Annotated in this window: 13 protein-coding genes; 7 read left to right on the top strand and 6 right to left on the bottom strand. The window is 65.9% G+C overall.

The window, feature by feature from the left end; translation table 11 throughout:
• Positions 1-9: 9 nt before the first annotated feature.
• Positions 10-201: a hypothetical protein gene (locus ACOCEP_RS18975; RefSeq protein ID WP_436459078.1), complete on the top strand. Its 192-nt coding sequence runs from the start codon at positions 10-12 to the stop codon at positions 199-201.
• A gap of 9 nt (positions 202-210) precedes the next feature.
• Here ACOCEP_RS18975 and ACOCEP_RS18970 read toward each other — a convergent pair whose 3' ends face one another.
• The 5 genes from ACOCEP_RS18970 to ACOCEP_RS18950 form a co-directional block, all read right to left on the bottom strand.
• Positions 211-1,260: a Wadjet anti-phage system protein JetD domain-containing protein gene (locus ACOCEP_RS18970; protein ID WP_482338889.1), complete on the bottom strand. Its 1,050-nt coding sequence runs from the start codon at positions 1,258-1,260 to the stop codon at positions 211-213.
• The gene (locus ACOCEP_RS18965; protein WP_482338887.1) at positions 1,250-5,605 is read right to left on the bottom strand and encodes a coiled-coil domain-containing protein; all 4,356 of its coding nucleotides are present in this window, start codon (positions 5,603-5,605) and stop codon (positions 1,250-1,252) included. The genes ACOCEP_RS18970 and ACOCEP_RS18965 overlap by 11 nt, the downstream gene beginning before the upstream one ends.
• Positions 5,606-6,343 (bottom strand): hypothetical protein, encoded by a 738-nt coding sequence (locus tag ACOCEP_RS18960; protein ID WP_436459081.1) that lies wholly within the window; start codon positions 6,341-6,343, stop codon positions 5,606-5,608.
• Complete coding sequence (locus ACOCEP_RS18955) at positions 6,340-7,857, bottom strand: hypothetical protein (RefSeq protein WP_482338885.1); 1,518 nt, start codon at positions 7,855-7,857, stop codon at positions 6,340-6,342. The genes ACOCEP_RS18960 and ACOCEP_RS18955 overlap by 4 nt, the downstream gene beginning before the upstream one ends.
• Before the next feature lie 85 nt (positions 7,858-7,942).
• The gene (locus tag ACOCEP_RS18950) at positions 7,943-8,446 is read right to left on the bottom strand and encodes a helix-turn-helix domain-containing protein (RefSeq protein WP_482338884.1); all 504 of its coding nucleotides are present in this window, start codon (positions 8,444-8,446) and stop codon (positions 7,943-7,945) included.
• Between the two features lie 475 nt (positions 8,447-8,921).
• Here ACOCEP_RS18950 and ACOCEP_RS18945 point away from each other — a divergent pair, with 475 nt between their 5' ends.
• The 6 genes from ACOCEP_RS18945 (at position 8,922) to ACOCEP_RS18920 (ending at position 14,357) form a co-directional block, all read left to right on the top strand.
• Positions 8,922-9,161 carry a hypothetical protein gene (locus ACOCEP_RS18945; protein ID WP_482338882.1) on the top strand — a complete coding sequence of 80 codons (240 nt, stop codon included), beginning with the start codon at positions 8,922-8,924 and terminating at the stop codon, positions 9,159-9,161.
• On the top strand, positions 9,158-9,586 hold the full coding sequence (locus tag ACOCEP_RS18940) for a DUF6907 domain-containing protein (RefSeq protein WP_482338880.1): 429 nt from the start codon (positions 9,158-9,160) through the stop codon (positions 9,584-9,586). Before ACOCEP_RS18945 ends, ACOCEP_RS18940 begins: the two co-directional genes overlap by 4 nt.
• 229 nt (positions 9,587-9,815) lie before the next feature.
• Positions 9,816-10,145 (top strand): hypothetical protein, encoded by a 330-nt coding sequence (locus ACOCEP_RS18935; protein ID WP_482338878.1) that lies wholly within the window; start codon positions 9,816-9,818, stop codon positions 10,143-10,145.
• A gap of 221 nt (positions 10,146-10,366) precedes the next feature.
• Positions 10,367-10,774 carry a hypothetical protein gene (locus ACOCEP_RS18930; protein ID WP_482338877.1) on the top strand — a complete coding sequence of 136 codons (408 nt, stop codon included), beginning with the start codon at positions 10,367-10,369 and terminating at the stop codon, positions 10,772-10,774.
• Between the two features lie 155 nt (positions 10,775-10,929).
• Positions 10,930-13,170: an McrB family protein gene (locus tag ACOCEP_RS18925; protein ID WP_482338876.1), complete on the top strand. Its 2,241-nt coding sequence runs from the start codon at positions 10,930-10,932 to the stop codon at positions 13,168-13,170.
• Positions 13,167-14,357 carry an McrC family protein gene (locus tag ACOCEP_RS18920; protein WP_482338874.1) on the top strand — a complete coding sequence of 397 codons (1,191 nt, stop codon included), beginning with the start codon at positions 13,167-13,169 and terminating at the stop codon, positions 14,355-14,357. The genes ACOCEP_RS18925 and ACOCEP_RS18920 overlap by 4 nt, the downstream gene beginning before the upstream one ends.
• Before the next feature lie 98 nt (positions 14,358-14,455).
• Here ACOCEP_RS18920 and ACOCEP_RS18915 read toward each other — a convergent pair whose 3' ends face one another.
• Complete coding sequence (locus tag ACOCEP_RS18915) at positions 14,456-17,602, bottom strand: class I SAM-dependent DNA methyltransferase (RefSeq protein ID WP_482338872.1); 3,147 nt, start codon at positions 17,600-17,602, stop codon at positions 14,456-14,458.
• Positions 17,603-17,718 lie beyond the last annotated feature (116 nt).

Below are 17,718 nucleotides of genomic sequence, written 5' to 3'. Positions count from 1 at the left end.
CACCCCGACATGCCCTCCCGTCCTCATCTCTACGACCTGCTCGCCCTGCTCACGGTGGTTGTCGCCGGAGTTTCGCTCTTCATCGCCGGGGCTCGCGCCGCCGACCTCAGCACCGCTGCGCTGGCGATGTCGAACCTCTACGCCCGGTGGAATATGCGTGGACATAACCGGCTCGACTCGCCGCGTCGCGAGGTGCGGTGACCGGCAGGGTCACTCGCCGTCGAACCAGTCCTCGAGCGTCGTCGTGGCCAGGAGCTCCGCTCCCACGTTCTCCTGGACGACCCGCTTGCCTGAGCGAGCGATGATCAGGCAGGACGCGCCGAGTTCCGCCCCAAGCCACGAGCGAACCCACTCGACGGTCGTCTCGCTCATCCGGGGCGGAGTACGGGTCCGCCGCCTCTCGCCCTGGCTGAGCGCCAGGCGGTACAGGCCGCGAGCCGGTCGCAAGTCCTCGAAGCCCAGCTCGGCGGCGCACTCCCAAGCCGACCTCGCGACACGGAACCCGCCTGCGTCGATGTCACCGAAGTACCAGCACGCGACCGGTCTTTCCCCACCGGCGGCCAGTGCCCTCAACCTCGTCCGGACCTGATTCCCACCGCCCCAGACGATCTGCCCTGTGAAGCCCAGCCGCTCCGCCCGACGCGCCAAGGAGACGTATGTCGTGTAATTCTCGATCACCAGACACGGACCTTCGCCGAAGACACGGCGCTCCACCGGCGGCCAGCAGGGTTCACAGCGCAGGAGGTCCAGTGTCAGCCGCCCTGGACTGAACAGCGGGCCGAACAGCCGGGACTCCAGCTCTTTGTCGTCGCCGGTAATGTCCAGCGACCGCTCCCGGAGCGGGACGATCATGCGACGGCGGAGGGGCAGCCAGGCGTTCACGAGCGCGAGGAACGCGCGTTCCGAGGTGCTCCACTCTCCAACCTCGTCGCCGATCGCCACCCATTCGAGATCGGCGTGCCAGATGATCGCCTCCCGCGTCTCGCCCCGCCACGGCCGGACCTCACATCTGGTCACATAGGCTGGCAAAGGCGGATCGGCGCTGCGGTCGAACCTCGTGCGTGGAGCGGTGATCACGCCGTCGCCGACGAGCGATGTGATCGCGGAGAGCACCCGTCGGCGCCATCCCACGGCGACCGCGGCCGTGCGATCCACGGTCGCCGCGGCGGCGAGAACCGTCTCCAGTGGTACCCGGCGAGGACCGTGCTCGCGGATCACTTCCGCGATCGCCTCGGCCAGTTGAGGTTCCTCAGGGCTCATGACGCACCGACGAGACGACATCGACCAGCTGGCCTCCGCCGGTGGACGAGTTGTCCAGGTCGTTCGACACGTAAGCGCGTCCGGGCCGGGTCACCGACGGCCGTTTGTGCATCGCGGCGATCCGCGGGAACGCGGTGACCGCGCCAAGGTCGCCGATGCCGGTCAGGAACACCAGTTGGATGCCGTTCGCCTTGGCGACCCGCCGCTGCAGGTCGAGGAACGGCAGGTAGTTGGCTTTCCCGAGCGGGTTGTCCAGGGGCACCAGGCCGCCCGCCGAACCCGTGCGGTGGCCGGTCCGCAGTTCGGTGCGCAGCCTGGCCAGGACGCAGAACAGCACCAGGGAGGCGGTGAGGTTCTCCCCACCGGACCATTTCCGCATGTCTTCGACGGGGGTCCGCCCGGTCGGCTGCTCCGGGGCCGGTTTGAGCACCGACGCGCGGAAGCCCGCGCTGACCGAAGCCTCGGTCGCTCGCCAGAGCAGTTCGGTTGGATCCAGCTCGATCTTGACCTTGCTCGCGGACACCATCCGGTCCACCAGCTCGCCGACGCGCAGCGAGACCTGCTCGCGCGTCGGGTTCTGCTTGGCGTCGACGGAAAGGAAGCGGTATCCGGCCCAAGGCCCGATACCCTCCGGAAGTTCCGACAGTGCCGACGCCCGGCCGAGCAATCGCAGCGCGTCTTCCACGAGGTCGCCCAGCCGGGACACCACGTTCTGCTTGTGTTCCTCGACCTGCGCGAGCTGCCTCGTGATGGCCTGCTGACGGGTCTCGAGGTCGTCGGCGAGTTCGGTGGCGCGGTCGGCTACCCGGTCGTAGAGCCCTTCACCGCGGAACAGCTCCCGGAGACGCCGCACCGCCTGACCGTTTTCGTCTTCCGCCACCGCGGCGAACCGGTCGTCCGCCGCCCAGTCCCGAAGCCGCTCGGCCTGCTGGGACCGGTTCGTGACGAACCCGGAGTATTCGCTTTCCCTCGTGTCGAATTCGGCCACCAGCCCGTTGACCTTGGCGCGGATCCCGGCATCGTCGTCCGGCACGAGCCCCGCGGCCACCTCGGCGGGGTCGACGTCGCGGAAAAGGTTGGCCTGGTCGCGAAGCATCCCGACCGAGCGCGCCGCTTCGTCTGCGGCACGTCCAGCGTCGTCACGTTCTCTCTCCAACTGGCCGGCGGCCATCTGAAGGACGGTGGCCTGTTCGTTCACCTCGGCCGCTCGCCGTAGCGAGTCTTCGCGGTCCTCTGGCTCGCCGACCTGCTCGGTGTGGCGAGCCCTGCCGCGCGGTGTCGCGTTTCGGAGTTCAGCGCTTGCTTCGCGTTCTTCGGTTTCGGCAGAGCCGAGCTTCCGTTCGGTCACACTCTGTTCGGCCCGAACCCGGTCCAGTGCCTCTCGGCGAAGCTCCCGCTCACCGGCCAAGCCCGACTCCGCAATTTCAGACGCACGAGACCGTACCGCGACGACGTGCCGTTCCCAGCGTTCGGCGACAGCGCGGACCGCCCGCTCGGCCTCCGCTTCCGCTCGCCGGAGTTCCGCTTCCGGGAATCGCCGCCGTACCAATTCGTCGACTTCGAGTGCAGCGGCTTCGGCAGCCTCCACACTCTTCGTCGTCGAGGTCGCCTGTGCGGACAACGTCGCCCGGGTCGCGGCCCACCCGCGCCGGCTCCCTTCGAGGCCGCGGATCTCACCGCGCAGGTGCTCGATCCGTTCCTCGGCAACCGTGAATGCCTCGTCCGCCGTCGCCTCCGCCTCCCGCTCGACCTCCTGCAGGCTCGGAATGGCTTCCAGCCTCGCGCTCGCGGGATTGACGAACGTCCGCTCCTCGTTCGTAAGCTCTTCGATCCTGCGCAAGGCGGCCTTGAGCTCGGGGAGACGGACTCGCTGCGCGGTGAGCTCATCGATCACGTCGGCTCGTTGTGCTGTCAGGTCTCCCAAGTGCTCCTCAGCCGCGCTCGCTTCTGCCTCCGCGTTTCGAAGCGCGGACTCCGCCGTCCGCACCTCCCGCCGGAGACCGGCGACTCCGTCCTCGGGAAACTCCCGGACAAGTGCCTGGATCCCGGCGATCTTGGTGGCTTCGTCACCACGCTTCCGGTCGAGGTCCCGAAGCCGGCCACGACCGTTCTCCAGCCGTGCCGCGCGACGGCCGAGTTCGGTAGCCGCGGCATCCACGTCGTACCGTGCTCTGGCCGGGCCGAGGACGACGTACGGCGCCCGAGAGGTCTGAAATGCTTTCACGGAAGCGATGACGACGACGTCGTCCACTTCTGCTTCGATCGACGCGGCGGCCGCGGCCGGATCACCGTAGACGACGACTCCGTCGACCACCTCGGGAATCTCGGCGATCTTCGCCGGTTGATCCGCCGCAGTGACGTGCTCCGCGAGGTAGCGCCATCCGGAGAAGGCCGTGATCCCCGCCTGGTCGAGTTTCGAAAGGACGGTCGTGACGGCGGGACGAGGAGGCAGCAGCCTCTGCACGTTCAAGCCGTGAACCGCGTGCTCGTCCTGCGCCACCGCGGTGCGCACGTCCAAGATCTCGGCATCCGTACTCGCCACCGATTCGGCGAGGAGGGCGATAGCGTCGGCCGCCGACTCGGTCAGATCGACCGAGTCCGTTTGGAGGAGCTGCCGGAGTGTGGGATCGTCGCCCAGTTCCGCCGAGCGTGTCTCAAGTCCGGTGAGCCGGGTACGAAGCGCATCGAACAGTTTGCCGGCGTTCTCCCTGGCACGCTTCAGTTCGTCGTAACCGGACGCCGCGACGGACAGGGCGTTGTCGAGCGCCAGCCGCTCCCCCGCCAACCGTTCACAAGCCCGTTCGCATTCGCTCTGCCGCCGTCGGAGCCGATCGACCGCGGTCTCCAGCCGTTCGTTCGGTTCGAGGGCCCCGTCTTCGACGGCTGAGGCGATGGCCGCCTGGTGGCGGCCGATCCGCTCGGCGAGTTCGCGATATTCTCGACCCAAGTCGACATATCGGTCATGGGCGGTTCTGCTCGCACGCCCGGCGACCGCCTTCTCCTCCTGTGTGGTCCGCACCGCCCCGTTGAGTTCGGTGAGCTGGCGCCGGGCTCTCTCGACGGCGTGCTCGAGAGCTCCCGCCCATTCCGCCTGGGCCGCTTCGAAAATCTCGAGCAAGGGGCGCGCGTCCTCGGCCGCCGCGGCCAGGGCCTGTCTGCGAACCAGCAGAGTCGCGCTCGCGTCGTCCAGAGCGGCCTTGTCCTCGACGGCTTGCCACGCGGCCGCGTCGAGAGCGAGCTTCCCGGCCAACTCGGTGGCCTCGCGAACACCGGCTCGCGCGGTCCCCAGCCTGAACACCGCGGCGAGCCTCAGGTACTCGTCTCGCTGCCTGCGTGCCATGTCCGCTTCGGAGCGTTTCTCACGGAAGCGCTCATCGAGGACCGCTTGGCGTTCTCGCTCAAGGTGTTCCAGCCCCGCCGCGGTGTCAGCGGCGTCCAGCAACGCCTTCTTGAAGCCGGCGACCCGCCTGCGCACTTCGTCCCGCGCGGCTGTCGCGGCAACGACCTTCTTGTGGGCCTCACCCAAGTGGACCACTTTGGGCCGAGCCTCGGCGCAGAAGTCACGTTCGGCCTCGTAGCCGGGACGCTTGGCGATCTCCACGGCCGTTTCCGACAGCAGATCACGCACCGGCGCCGTCCGCTTGCGGTCGCTGACGAACCGGAGCAGGTACCGGACGAACGCTCCAGGTGAATCGATCCCGTCGAACAACGCGTCGATACCGCCTTCGGTCGCGTTGACCTCGGTGAAATACCGGAACAGCTCGGGATCGAAGCGCCGCTCCCGGAGCGCCTGGTGCCACTCGGAAATCGTCGAGCCGGCCACCACGACGTTCACCCCATCGGCGGCTAGTCCGTTGAGATGCTTACGAAACGCCTCGCGGTCGTAGCGTCCACCGGTGCGGAAGGTGAACGGCAGTTCGTCGAGCGACGACCCCTCGATCGCCGGTTCCGGGTTCACGCACCACCACGTACGTTTCAGGCCGTCTTTCCCCGGACCGTTGTAGTCACGTGGCCTCACCCGCCCGTCCCATTCGTAGATCGCCCCGGTCAGCAGAAGCCGCCCCTCGGGATCCGCCCACTCGGCGACGACATGCGCGGTGTCGCGGCTCTGGACCAGGTCCTCCAGAGTGCGTTTCTTCGTCCTGGTGGCGAGGAAGTCACGGCGGTCGGGCAGGATCACCGCCAGCAGCAACGACAGCATGGTGGTTTTCCCCGCACCGTTGCGCAGCCACACAATGGTGTCGGCGGGACCGCCGTCAGCATCGGTCAGATCGACCAGCAGATCCGAGAACCGGTTGTCCGGCACACCGATCGAATCGAGGTAGAACCGGCGAAGTCGGTACACCTAGTCACGCTCCTCTTCCGCTCGGCGTGCGCCGGCGAGCACCGCGAACACGGCGTTTTCGGTCACTTCGGCGAGCCCGATCCGGAAGCGGTCGTTCAGCTGATAGGCCTCGCCCCGTTCATCGTCGAGTGCGGCTTCTCTCCGGGCCCGGCCGTTCGCCACGAGGTGCTGCAGCAATGCGTGGACGTAGTAGCGCCGGTTATCTCGGCTCCGGCCGCTGTCGTTCACCGGGACCTCGGGCAGGTCGCACCACAACTTGGCCGCCTCGCCCAGTTGGCGGCTCTGGACTTGACCGGACTCGTCGACCTCGTCCGCCGCGGCCCTCGCGTGCCGGCTGAGGAATCGCAGCAATTCGGCGGAACGCACGCTCGGGCTCCCCGAGTCGAGCAATGCCTCGCCGTTCGGATAGGCGTAGGCGGCCAACCCGACCAGGACCAGCCCGAAACAATATCTGTCCTGCAGTTGCTTCGGTCCGGTTCGCCGCAGCAATCCGCTGTTGTCCAGAGTCACGGCGAAGGGACCGTCGGAAGCACCGGTGAGCAAAAGGCCGAGCTGCGTCGGCAGATGAACTCGAATCCCCAGTCCACCGGCGATCCGCGTCACGACCTCGGCGAACTCCGCGTCCGTGCGATACCGGTCCAGCAAGGCACGGTACGGACTGTCCGGAGTCGGGCGTTGTTTCGGCACGAGAGCGAACCGCAGCAGCGAAGCGGCCTCGCCGACATCGGTCAGGTTCATTCCGCTCCCATCAAGTCGGCGGTACTCGCGGCATCGATGCGATCGAACGCGAGGGGAGAAGCCAGGAGCAGATCCGGTCCGGAAAATCTCGGATCCTCCAGCGGAGTGCCGTCTTCGACCGCCACCAAGGCCGCGATGGCGGCGGCCAGGTCCGGTCGCGCCGGTTGCTCATCGGAAACGGCTTCCGTGCTGTTCACGAAGACGTACAAGGCCGCTCCCCACAAAATGTCGAGCAGCCGGACCGGTTCTTCGACCCGATCGCCTGCCTCTCGCCCGGCGGCGAGGATTCCGGACAACCGTGCCGGGCTGTGCGCGGCGGCGAGAAGGATCTCGGTGGCGCACACGGCGATGTCGTCCGGAATCGAGTCCTGGGCCGTATCGCGCAGCTCGCCCGGATCGTCGACGTCCGGTGAGCGCATCTCCCGCACGGTCGGCTCCCGGAGCAGCTGGCGAAGCAAATCGTCGAGACCCCACTGCGGCAGCACGCGCGGCGGTGACGTCCCCGCGATCAGCACCTCCACAAGCGCCTCGAACTCGGGATCGTCGGCGAACAAGGCGGGGGTCAGGACCTGCGCGCCGAGATCGATCGCGGCGGCGAGGCCATGCGGCTGGAACCGCTGGACTTCCTGCGCGGCGAGAAAGACCGGGATGGCCTGCTGGAGAAACAACTCCAAGCGGACCCACACGTCCTGTCCCCGCCCCACGGTCTCCTCGATGAGGCGGCAGACCCCGGCCGCGGCCGGATCCTCACCCGCCCGCCGGGCGAGGTCCCGGAGTTGCCGGTCCTTGTCCAGCTGCTGACCGACCTGGCCGAGCACCTCCGCCAACCAGGTGGGCATCGCACCGGCCCAGTCGACACTCCGGATGTCGCGGCGGGTGTCGTCGAGCTTCTCGCGCAGGCTCGCCGACAACGCCTGCGCGGTTCGGGTCGCCTGCCTGGCTGTCGCGAGCGCCTTGTCGAACTCCTTGGCCGACATCTGGATCTCGACCATGATCTTCAGGGCGAGCGCCTGATCGGCCAAATCGGTGTTGAGCGCCTGCAGAAAAATGAGAATGGCTTGGTCGGTCGCCTTGACCGCGATTCCCTCGATCTCCTCGGTAACCGTCAAGAGCTGGAACCGGAAAGGGACGGCCTCACTCCACTCCTCACCGTTGACGACCGGTTCACGCCACAGAACCTCGTGCGGGCGTCCGTCGTTGAGCAGTGTCATCAGCACCAGCTTGGCCACCTTCGTCCACGGCCGTGCCTCGTCGTCCGGGCTCATCCGGCGTGCGGCGAGCGTCACGTGATCGACGATCGCGGCCGGGCTGACCGAGCCCTCCATACTCGCCTGGTTCAGGACGACGAAATCGATCAAGCGGAGTGCGAGCTGCGGCAGGTCGTAGCGACGATGGTCAAATCCCGCGCGAGGGGCACCGCGGTTCACCAGCTCGAAAACCGGTTGAAGCAGCTGCAAGGCCTTCCATCGGCCGTGCAGATCACCCCCGGCCCGATCGCCGGCCGATCCCGTCATCCATTCGCCTCCCGCCACCTCCATCCTGGAGTCGTCCGGCTCGCACCGGGCATTACATCCTGGCCGCCCATCGCGGCTGTTTTCTTCACGGCGAGGTTTCGTTCTTGGCCTGGTCCGGGTTCGAACGTTCGAACAAAGGACCTGCCGCCCGTCCGGTCACGAAGATCGTCACGACGGACACAGCGCCGACACCGAGGCGACACCTGCCTGAATCGGCGAATGCGCCTTGCTGGACTCGGTCGCGACCACCGCGAAGACCACCAGCGAACCGAACCCCAGCAACGCCATGAAAACACGGAAGGTCGAACCACGCCGCCAGCTCGACCTGCGACTCACCCTGGACGCCCGGTGCTGGCTTCGTCTCCCGGTGAGGCAACGCCGTGTCCACTGCTGTCTCACGTTCCTCGGGTTCCAGTCTGAGCGCGAAGAGGACCCGGCGCACCGCAGGCTCGCGCGGTTCCGCGCTCTCGCCGGACTCCAAGTCATGAATGATCTGCACATCGACTACGGCCAGCTCGGCCGGCTTCTCCCGGGTCATCCGCGCGTCTTCTCGCCTGCGCTCCAGCAGCGTGGCCAGCCCGGTGCTCACAAATCGAGGCCTTTCGACGCGGATCACCCTTTCTGAAAACTCTGTCGTCACCACGGTGACCCGCTGGTCGGCTGCTCGCGTTGTGCTCCGTTCGGCCGACCGGATACACCTATCCGGTGATGACCGATCAACAGAAACCGCGTAACAATCTGAAACAGGCTGGCGACTCTCGAATCCATCAGCACGCGATGCCGAACAAGGACGACGAGAGAAGGAACCCCGCATGGCCGCAATCGCAACGAGTACCCGCCCCGAGGAGACGAGGGCCACGCGATCGAGCGCTTCCCAACGGGCAAGTGGGTTCGGTGCCGCGTTACGCGCGCTGCGTGCCGCGCCAGAGTCCGCGAAGGTCAGGCCGGAACAACTCGCGATTCTCGAGACGGAGTACCGATCCGCGTGTTACGAGGCCGATGCGCTGTTCGAACACGCGCCATGGTGCAGCAGCCCCGGGGACAAACCCGCCGCACATAACTGCGTGAGCGGGGATGCCCCGTACATCGACGGCATGCACGGGTTGCTGGCCGGAGACCCGGTACCGACTGTCAGCGCGTGCGCTTGGGCCCGTGAGGAAGACGGACTGCAGTCGGTGTCGATCCACCTGCTGTCCGACGGCGACGCGGACGGAGGCGAGGGCTGGTTCAGCGCGGACGCCGCCAGGGCGCTGGCCGCTCAACTCAACGCGGCCGCTGACCTGATCGACGGAGGTGCCGCATGACCGACACCGACGAGAAGATGGGGTGGATCGGCGCGCCCGAGACAGTACCTTGTCCGCCTTGGTGCGGTGGCAGGCACGACGAAGCCCATCCGGCCGACCGCGTGCACTGGTCGGTCGAGTCTCTGGCGTTCGAACCGGTGCTCGCCGACGCGGAGTTCGAACGCATCGGCGAGGAAACATTCGAGGTTCCGCTCCGGCTCCTGGTGACGATGACCCAGGGCTTCCGTGAACTCGGTCCACGAGTGACGTTGGCTCCGGAGAGCACCGTGCACGGCAAGGGATTCGCCTTCACCTTGACAGCACCCCGGCCCGCAGTCACTGCGGCCAAGGCGAGCGCTAGTTCACGCTTACGGCTTTCAGTGTCGTGGCGCAGTCGCCAGCTTGTATCGGGAGCACAGTGTTGGCTTTGCCTCTCCGCTCCTTAGCTTATGGACATAACCGTAGGCGGCAGTACTCCTTGCATCTGACGAGCAGCAGCACGGCCAACAGTAGAGGTGCTAGGCGCTTCACTGGACCTCCTCATCGAGTGCGGCCCCCGGTTCAACCAACGCCTGCGCGAATTACTCCAGCACTCGCCGGCGAGGACCTCGTCGGCGGCACGGCGCTGCCTCATAACGTCGGTCTCGAGCTCATCGAGAGCGTATGCCGACGATAGTGGATCTCTCGCTCGGTTCGCAGACCCGAACGGGCAGGCAGACCGGTCAGCCCGGCGGCCAGCGCACCCGCGAGATTCGTGTCAATCCTGCTTCCTTGTCCGGTCAGGAATGCCCGATCCTCGGCGAAGAGGAAGAGCCGCCCGCAGGCGCCTCCGAACTCGCGCATTGTGGTGACGGTGGCGTCATCAGCGTCTGCGAGGTGAGCGCCGATCCTCGCTGGAAACTCGAAAAGCCCTCGAACAACGACTCCACATCGCGTTCCGCACGCAGGGCTACCAACGAGGTCAGCCATGCGGCGAACGCCCTGCCACCGGCAAGACGTCAGTAGCGACTGCGAGCAGGTAATCGGCCGCGATCACTGACGAGTGTAAAGCCAACCGGCCCCGCGACCTGGGGAGCCAACGGACAGCACCCTGAGCGGGCTCTTCCTGTAACGGTCCGGACGTCACCGGCGACTGCCTGCTCATGGGAGCGGAATGGATCACTGGGGCGTTCGCACTCGGCGGCACAGTACTTGGCGTTGCCCTGGAACCGGTTAAGAACCGTGTCATGAACTCCCAGAGCAAGAAGCAGGCACGGCGCGAACGCATCGAACGCTTCGTGACCAAGGGGGCCGCTTTGAGCGATGCCATCGCGGAGTACAACCGTGCAGCTGGGCGAGTCGCACGAGGAGAAGACAACGCAAAAGAGGACCGGGCGAGGCAAAGCAAGCGGATTAACGAGGCACGCGCCGAGATGCGCGACGCAACGGAGATGTTCAACCTCTATGGGCCGGACGAGCTTGTCGCCAGCGCCCGGGAGGTCATGGAGGCCACTCGGGACTACATGGCGCACCTCAACGCACCTGCCGACGAGGGCGCAGGAGTACGCGCCCTCCCCGCGGTGCTATCAGAGGCAGGAGGAGTGCTGCGGGAACGGAGAGAGGCCTTTGCCGAAGCCGCCCGCGCGCATCTATGACTCCGAGCAGTAAAGGCAGCGGCGCCAGGGCTGCCCCAAGTCGAGCGGCCGAAGTTCTCCTAGAGGGTGACGACCTCAAGGCGAGCTCAAACGCCGCATATGATGCGCTGATCGAAGGCGAATTCGTCCGTCCACTCAACTGGAGGCCGCAAACTGTGCCGGACCAAGTCGACGCTCTCTACGCCGCGGCTAAACGTGTCCTCGAAGCTGGTCTCGCCAACGATGACTCCGCTTTTACCCCAGGCCGCTCGGTATGGACGGAGACCACGGCGGATGACCTGTATCAGCGGTTCGTTGGGTCCCCGGAGCTCGGCCGGGCTAGTTTCGCCGAGAAACTAGGACGCCAGCTCGCCGACGCTCGACCTGAGACGATCCAGCTGGCTGCAGAGCTGATGTACCTGCATCTGCTGGCACCCAACGACTTCGGTGGCACGGCCAAGCGTGATCTGTTGTCGATGGTTCTGGCGATCGCACCCCGACCGGTCGAGGTGCCGCCGGAATTGGATTCCGCCTTGGACGGCGGGATTGGCCGAGCGGGCACGGCGTACCGCACGTACCGCGACCGACAGCTCGCTTGGCTCATCCGGTTCGTTGTGGCGTGGAAGGCGCTGGCCCTAGATGCGCAGCAGAAGGCATTAACCGATCCCTGGGCGTTTCGAGACGTTGCCGATTCGATCCCGATCAACAGCGCCTACAGCCAACGGAATGTCCTGTTGAATCTGGCTTTTCCCAACACCTTCGAGCGCATCGCGTCGCGCCGTCACAAGCAGCAGATCATCGCAGGGCTTGCGGCGGACCTGCCGAACCCGACTGGCGATGAGGACCGCGACTTGGCCGCCTTGCGGGCCACGTTGGAACAACGACACGGCGGCCCCATTGACTTTTACGGCAGCGAAGTCGAACGTCGGTGGCGCCCCCGCGCGAGCTCCGGTGACGCTGAGCCAGAACTACGCGGTTGGCTCGTACGGGGAGCGAACGTACACGGACGAAACCTGATCCCCGAGTGGCTGGCGGAGGGCTACTGCTCACTGGCCTATCCCGAGCTAGGCGAGTTACCGACCGGCTGCACCCGCTCACAGATCGACACCCAGCTTGCCGAGATGCAGCCGGACCTCACGAGCAAGCAACGCTCCATCCACGTCGGCGTCCTCGATCGATTCCTCAACCAGATGCAGACCGGCGACATCGCCGTTACAGTCGATGGCGCCAAGGTCTACGTCGGCACGGTCACCGGCCCGGCCACGTGGATCGAGACATCTGAGCATCTCGACAGCCGCCGAAGGGCAATCCGGTGGGCCAACACAGGCAACCCGTTCACCCGCGACCAGCTTTCCGATCCGCCCAAGGACCGTCTCTCCGGGCAGATGACCGTCAGCTCACTCGGCGCTGAGGTCGCGGAATTCGCCGCGCTCGCGGGGATCGATCCTGACCTAGATCCCACTGAAGACACCCCGGAACCACCGGCCAGCGAACCCGTCGTACTGCCCGAGCCCACCACCGAACTCGCCGGGGAGCTGTTCGTCGACCTCGAGTGGCTGTCCGAGACCGTTGATCTACTGCGGGAACAGAAACAGATCATCCTGTACGGACCGCCGGGGACCGGCAAGACCTACCTCGCCCAAGAAGTTGCCCAGTTCCTGACCGAGCAGACGGGAGGTGAACATCGCCTCGTACAGTTCCACCCCTCCTACTCTTATGAGGACTTCTTCGAAGGCTTCCGCCCGCAACGCGGCGCCAAACCCGGCACCGTGGCGTTCGAGCTGGACGACGGACCGCTAAAACTGCTCGTCAATGAAGCAAACAAGGATGTCACCCGCGCCTACGTGCTGATCATCGATGAGATCAACCGCGCCAACCTCGCCAAGGTGTTCGGCGAGCTCTACTTCCTCTTGGAGTACCGCAGCCGTTCGGTACAGCTGCAGTACTCGCCAACGGTGGACTTTCGGCTGCCGCCCAACCTCTACCTCATCGGCACCATGAACACCGCGGACCGGTCGATCGCACTCATCGACTCGGCCATGCGTCGACGGTTCGCCTGGCAAGGACTGTTTCCCGGTGAGGCACCGGTCGCCAACATGCTTCGCCGTTGGCTCCACACGCATGGCCTGCCGGCTGATCGCGCCGATCTACTGGATGCCCTCAACGACCGGGTCGCTGACCGTGACGTGGCCATTGGTCCGTCATATCTGATGAACCCGCGTGTGGGCACCGAGGCCGGACTTGCCCGCATTTGGAAACACCACATCATGCCGCTGCTGGAGGAGCGGCACATCGGTGACCACATCGACCTTCAAGCCCTGTACGGCCTGGCTGCCCTCCGCAGCGGGAGCACCCCGCCTGGCCGGACGCTGGATCCTTCCGTACCGGCCGAGGAGACCGGCGAGCCGTCGGCGTGAGACGGCTAACCCTGCCCGAACACAAGGTCCGAGCATTCACGCCGATCGCCCGACCGATTGCCAACGCTCTGGCCACCACGGGCGCCGTCAAAGTCAGCGCGGACCTTGATGGCCGGACCGTACTCACAGCATCCTCGCAGGTGGGGGTGCTCCGATGCGGCGACTTGGAGCTCCGGATCACTCCGAAGATCGGAATCCACCGGCTGTTGTGGCTTCTCGGTCACGCTCGCGACCCCGACGGCTGGCACGACGACGAGATCGTCGACCTCACCACCGCCGCCGACGATCTCGTGACCGCGGTGGCCGTGGCGTTCCATGCCGCGACTCGCAGAGCCCTCGCACACGGCATCCTCCAGGGCTACCGCACAGTCGAAGAAGCGCTTCCGCTGCTGCGTGGCCGCCTGCGCGAGGGAGATCAGCTCCGCCGCCATCTCGGCCTCGCCGTGCCGCTCGAGGTCCGTTACGACGATTACACCGTTGATATCCCTGAGAACCGGATTCTTCTGACAGCGGCCCGTCGGCTGCTTCGTATCCCTGCGCTGCCGTCGGCAACTCATGCCGGCCTGCGGAAAGTGCTGACCACCCTGGCTGATGTCACCCCTCTCGTTGCCGGTGACAAACCACCGGACACCACACAGACCAGGCTGACCCGCCTCTACCAACCCGCGCTTCTCCTGGCTCGGATCGTGCTCGCCGGACGCAGCATCGACCAGGCGCCCGGATCCATATCGGCCAGCGGATTTCTCTTTGACCTCAACAAGGCATTCGAAGACTGGCTCACCGCCACGCTTCGACGCGCCCTCGAACCACATAGAGGCCAGCTCCGCGACCAATACCGCAGTCACCTCGACACGGAGCACCGAATCAGTATCCGCCCCGATCTTGTATGGGAGCGGCAAGCCCGCCCAACGGCTGTCGTCGACGCCAAGTACAAACGAGTACACGACGCCACTCGCCCCCATGCGGACCTCTATCAAATGCTGGCTTACTGCACCGCGCTCGGCCTGCCCGAAGGACACCTGGTGTACGCATCGGGTGACGCATCTGGCATGCACATCGTGCGCGACGTGGGTACTCGAATCCACATATGGGTACTTGATCTATCTCAGCCAACGACAGCGATCCTGGAGCAAGTCGGTGCGATCTCGGACGCTGTTGCAGGTACAAGGGCAGGCCCGTGGTCGTAGCGCAGTCAACTCTGCCGGCTTCCTAGGGTTCGCTTGGCGCATTCGCGAGGGTGATGCAGCCCCGGATACGACCTTTAGTGTGCGCCCGAACGACATGGTCACGAACCCTCAGCAGCAGGAAAGGCCGCCGACAGCGGCACGATGATGGTGTGCTCCTCCAGACTGCGCAGCACGACGTCACCTCGGCGTACCTCGTTGATCAGGAACAGCTCATGTGCCGCGCATTTGGTGCACAGCTCGACTACCGCGAGGGGCCACAGGTCTACCGGCTCCCCCAATGCGGTGGTGCCGGTATAGACCCGGCCAGGGCGCACGGGGTAGGTGCTGGACCTCTCGAACGGCTCCCAGCTTGGATGGCTCCCCCGCAGCCGCTTCCCCGAGAGCCGATAAGAGTTCTGGTCAAGGTACGCGCAGAGGTCGACCGACTCCCACTGCATGCCTGACAGCCAGTTCGCCAGAGTGAGAGCGGTCATCACTCGCGGTTCGAGCCGGTCGACCTCGGCTTCGAGCTCGTGCCCCACCCGCACCCCGTGCGCGTGGTGTGTGGAGTTGCGGAAGACCCTGATCTCATCCAACGCCCTTCGCAACTCCTCGTTGGCCCGGAGCTCAGCCAGCTCCCGCATGCGAGGTGCGTCAACGCCCCCCATGAACTTATCGACAAGATTCAGCCACGTACCGAAGCTGGCGCCGCCATAGAACTCCTGGCGGAGCTTACGCGACATCCGGCCGTCCCGGAGAAGCTCGCTCAAGGCCAGCACACCCACCACCCGGGCGATCCCCTCGCCGAGCTTGAGCAGCGCGTCCCGGCGCTCGGCAGGTTGGGTTGCGATGCGGTACCACCGCGCCAACGCGGCCACGTGGAAGGGATAGGTCCACTCCGCCTGTCCGACCGGGTCCACGAGCGGGCGCACTAGCTCACCGACAAGCCTGGCCTGGGCGGCGGTTGCCCTCATCTCCTCCCGCAGTGCCGCCATATCCCGCTGCCCACCAATGAACACGTTGGGCAGCAGATCCGCGGTGGCCTGCCGCAGCGCCCGCCGGCCGCGTTGCACCTCCTCCAACAGGTTGTCGACCTGGTCGTCGTCGATCAGGTCCGCTGGCACCAGGAGGGCGTCCAGGTCCCGACCGGCGACGTGGATCCGGTTGAGGTCGTTACGCGAGTTCAACCATTCGCCCAGCGCGCGACCGCCGCCCTTCCTGATGCGGAGCACGAACAACGAGGTCACTGCCTCCCCGAAATCGGCAGGTAGGAGTCGCCAGTTCCCGTGGCGGCCCACCAGGTCACCACCACGACACGGCGTCAGCCGCGGGGCGCTGTCTGGCACGTCCGGCAGCTCCACGGCCACCTCCACCACGTGCAGGTCCTCTGCCCGCAAGTACCGGACCTGGTTGTCAACGACGTCGCGCTCCGCCGACGTGGTGACGAGGCTCGCGTACTCACTCAGTGCCACGAACCCCACGTCGAGGGACGGCTGGGAGAACGAGGACGTCGAGATCGCGTATCCCACCCTGGTCCAGCTGTGGTCGAGCCAGGCGTCCGGCGATTCCGGAAGTACCTTGTCCCGAAAGTACCGGTCGGGATCCGCGTTCAGTGGGAACTGCACTGTGCGCCGCAGTTCCGGGTCGGGTTCCGGCTGGCCGTCCTGCCGCACCACTGCGCCGTGCAGATCCCTGACCCACATGTGGTTGCGTAGCACCTTCCGCAGAAACGCGGGGGAAGTCGCGGGAGCGCCGCCTTCCGTCAATGCCCTCCCGATGGAGGTCAGAGCCGCGTCTTCGTCACCCCAGACTGAACCGACGATGGGACGCAATGCGTTGACCACCTTATCGGCGCCGAGTTTCTTGACAATCGTGCGGTTCGCCGCGAGCCGCACCAGCGACGCGTCTGTGAGCTCGAACCTCAAACGCAGTGGTTCCTCCACGAGGATCTCTCGGTAACCGAGCTCCTCGTTACGCAGAACCCGCACTTTCCCGTGCAAGTGATGGTCCGAGGGCAGTGCATCCGACGACGCCTCGCGGTGCGCCAGGACGATGTCCTCGATTTGTTCCACCGAGAGGTAGCGGTTCTTGGAACCAATCGGCCTGCGCACTGGCAAGACGGTGTCGCGTGCGTCCACCAGTACGACCTTGCCCTGACGGTCGGCCGGTTTCCGATTCGTCAGCGTCCAAACATAGGTCTGTATCGACGTGCCGTAGTGCACACCTGTCGGCAGCGCCACGATTGCTTCAAGCCAGTCATTCTCGATGATCCACCGCCGGATTTCGGACTCACCTGACCCGGCGGCCCCCGACCACATCGAGGCCGCGGTGGAGAGAAAGGCGATTCGGCTACCGGTCGGCTTCATCTTCGCCAACGCGTGTTGCAGGTACAGCAATGAGCTGTCGGAGGTGCGAGGCAGACCGGCGCCGAATCGCCCGCTGGGACCCGAGTGCTGGTGCTCAGCTCGGACCGCGTCGGCCCAGTTCCGCCAACCGACCCCGAACGGCGGGCTGGCGATGATGCAGTCGAACCGGGCATCGGCATAGCGGTCTTCGGTGAAAATATTTCCCAATTGGACATCGTCAAGGTCCCGTCCGCTCAGGATCGTCCACATCCGGCAGAGGGCCCAGTCCGCAGGGCTCCTCTCCTGCCCCTTGATGGAAAGGTCGACCTCCGGGTTCAGCCGTGTGGCTTCTTCCTCGACCGCTTTCAACAGTCCGCCAGTGCCACACGCGGGATCCAGCACGTCAAGCGGGCGGCCAGGCGCCTGCACCGCTGCCGTGTCAGCGGCCAGGAGCAGCCTGGCCATGAGCCGGGCAACGTCGGGTGAGGTGAGGTGTTCTCCAGAAGCGGACGGGGAGAGCTCCACTACACGTCGAAGCAAGTCGTTGAACAGCTCTCCCATATCGCGATCGGAAACGACCTCGCGCCCGAGGTCGAGTCCAGCGAAGACGTGGACAAGACGTCCCAGCAGGCCGTCATTCTGAAGCCGGTCCAAGTACGTCGGGAACCCATATCGCAGGAACGCTTCGTCGACCTCCGGCGGGAATGCCATGAGATAGTGGCGCACAGCGTCAGCGGTGATCTCCCCCGCTGGCGCGTGCGGCTTGAAGGGGGAACCGTCATCCCCGAGAAGGCAGTCCAGCCTGCGAAGTACGGTGAACGAGATGAGGATACGGCCGCTGTCCGAGGGGCGGTAAGCACCCCGAAGCAGGTTCGCGACGGACCAAATCAAGCCGGCGAGCTGCGGTTCTTCCTTCGTCAAGACTCCCCCAGTCGGTCACCCGCGCCTGCGCGGCAGCAACTCGCGGGATCGACTCGCTGCGCGCGGCAATTTGCTTCGACAGGACACCTTATCCCCGGGAACCACCTCGGCACATG

The sequence above is a fragment of the Amycolatopsis sp. CA-211722 genome (genome assembly GCF_056828465.1).
This window is presented reverse-complemented; position numbering and strand designations above follow the sequence as displayed.

Bases quoted from the DNA above. Each gene is read 5' to 3' on its own strand.
- ACOCEP_RS18975 (WP_436459078.1), top strand. From the start codon at position 10: ATGCCCTCCCGTCCTCATCTCTACGACCTGCTCGCCCTGCTCACGGTG.
- ACOCEP_RS18940 (WP_482338880.1), top strand. From the start codon at position 9,158: ATGACCGACACCGACGAGAAGATGGGGTGGATCGGCGCGCCCGAGACA.
- ACOCEP_RS18955 (WP_482338885.1), bottom strand. From the start codon at position 7,857: ATGACGGGATCGGCCGGCGATCGGGCCGGGGGTGATCTGCACGGCCGA.
- ACOCEP_RS18930 (WP_482338877.1), top strand. From the start codon at position 10,367: ATGAACTCCCAGAGCAAGAAGCAGGCACGGCGCGAACGCATCGAACGC.
- ACOCEP_RS18960 (WP_436459081.1), bottom strand. From the start codon at position 6,343: ATGAACCTGACCGATGTCGGCGAGGCCGCTTCGCTGCTGCGGTTCGCT.
- ACOCEP_RS18970 (WP_482338889.1), bottom strand. From the start codon at position 1,260: ATGAGCCCTGAGGAACCTCAACTGGCCGAGGCGATCGCGGAAGTGATC.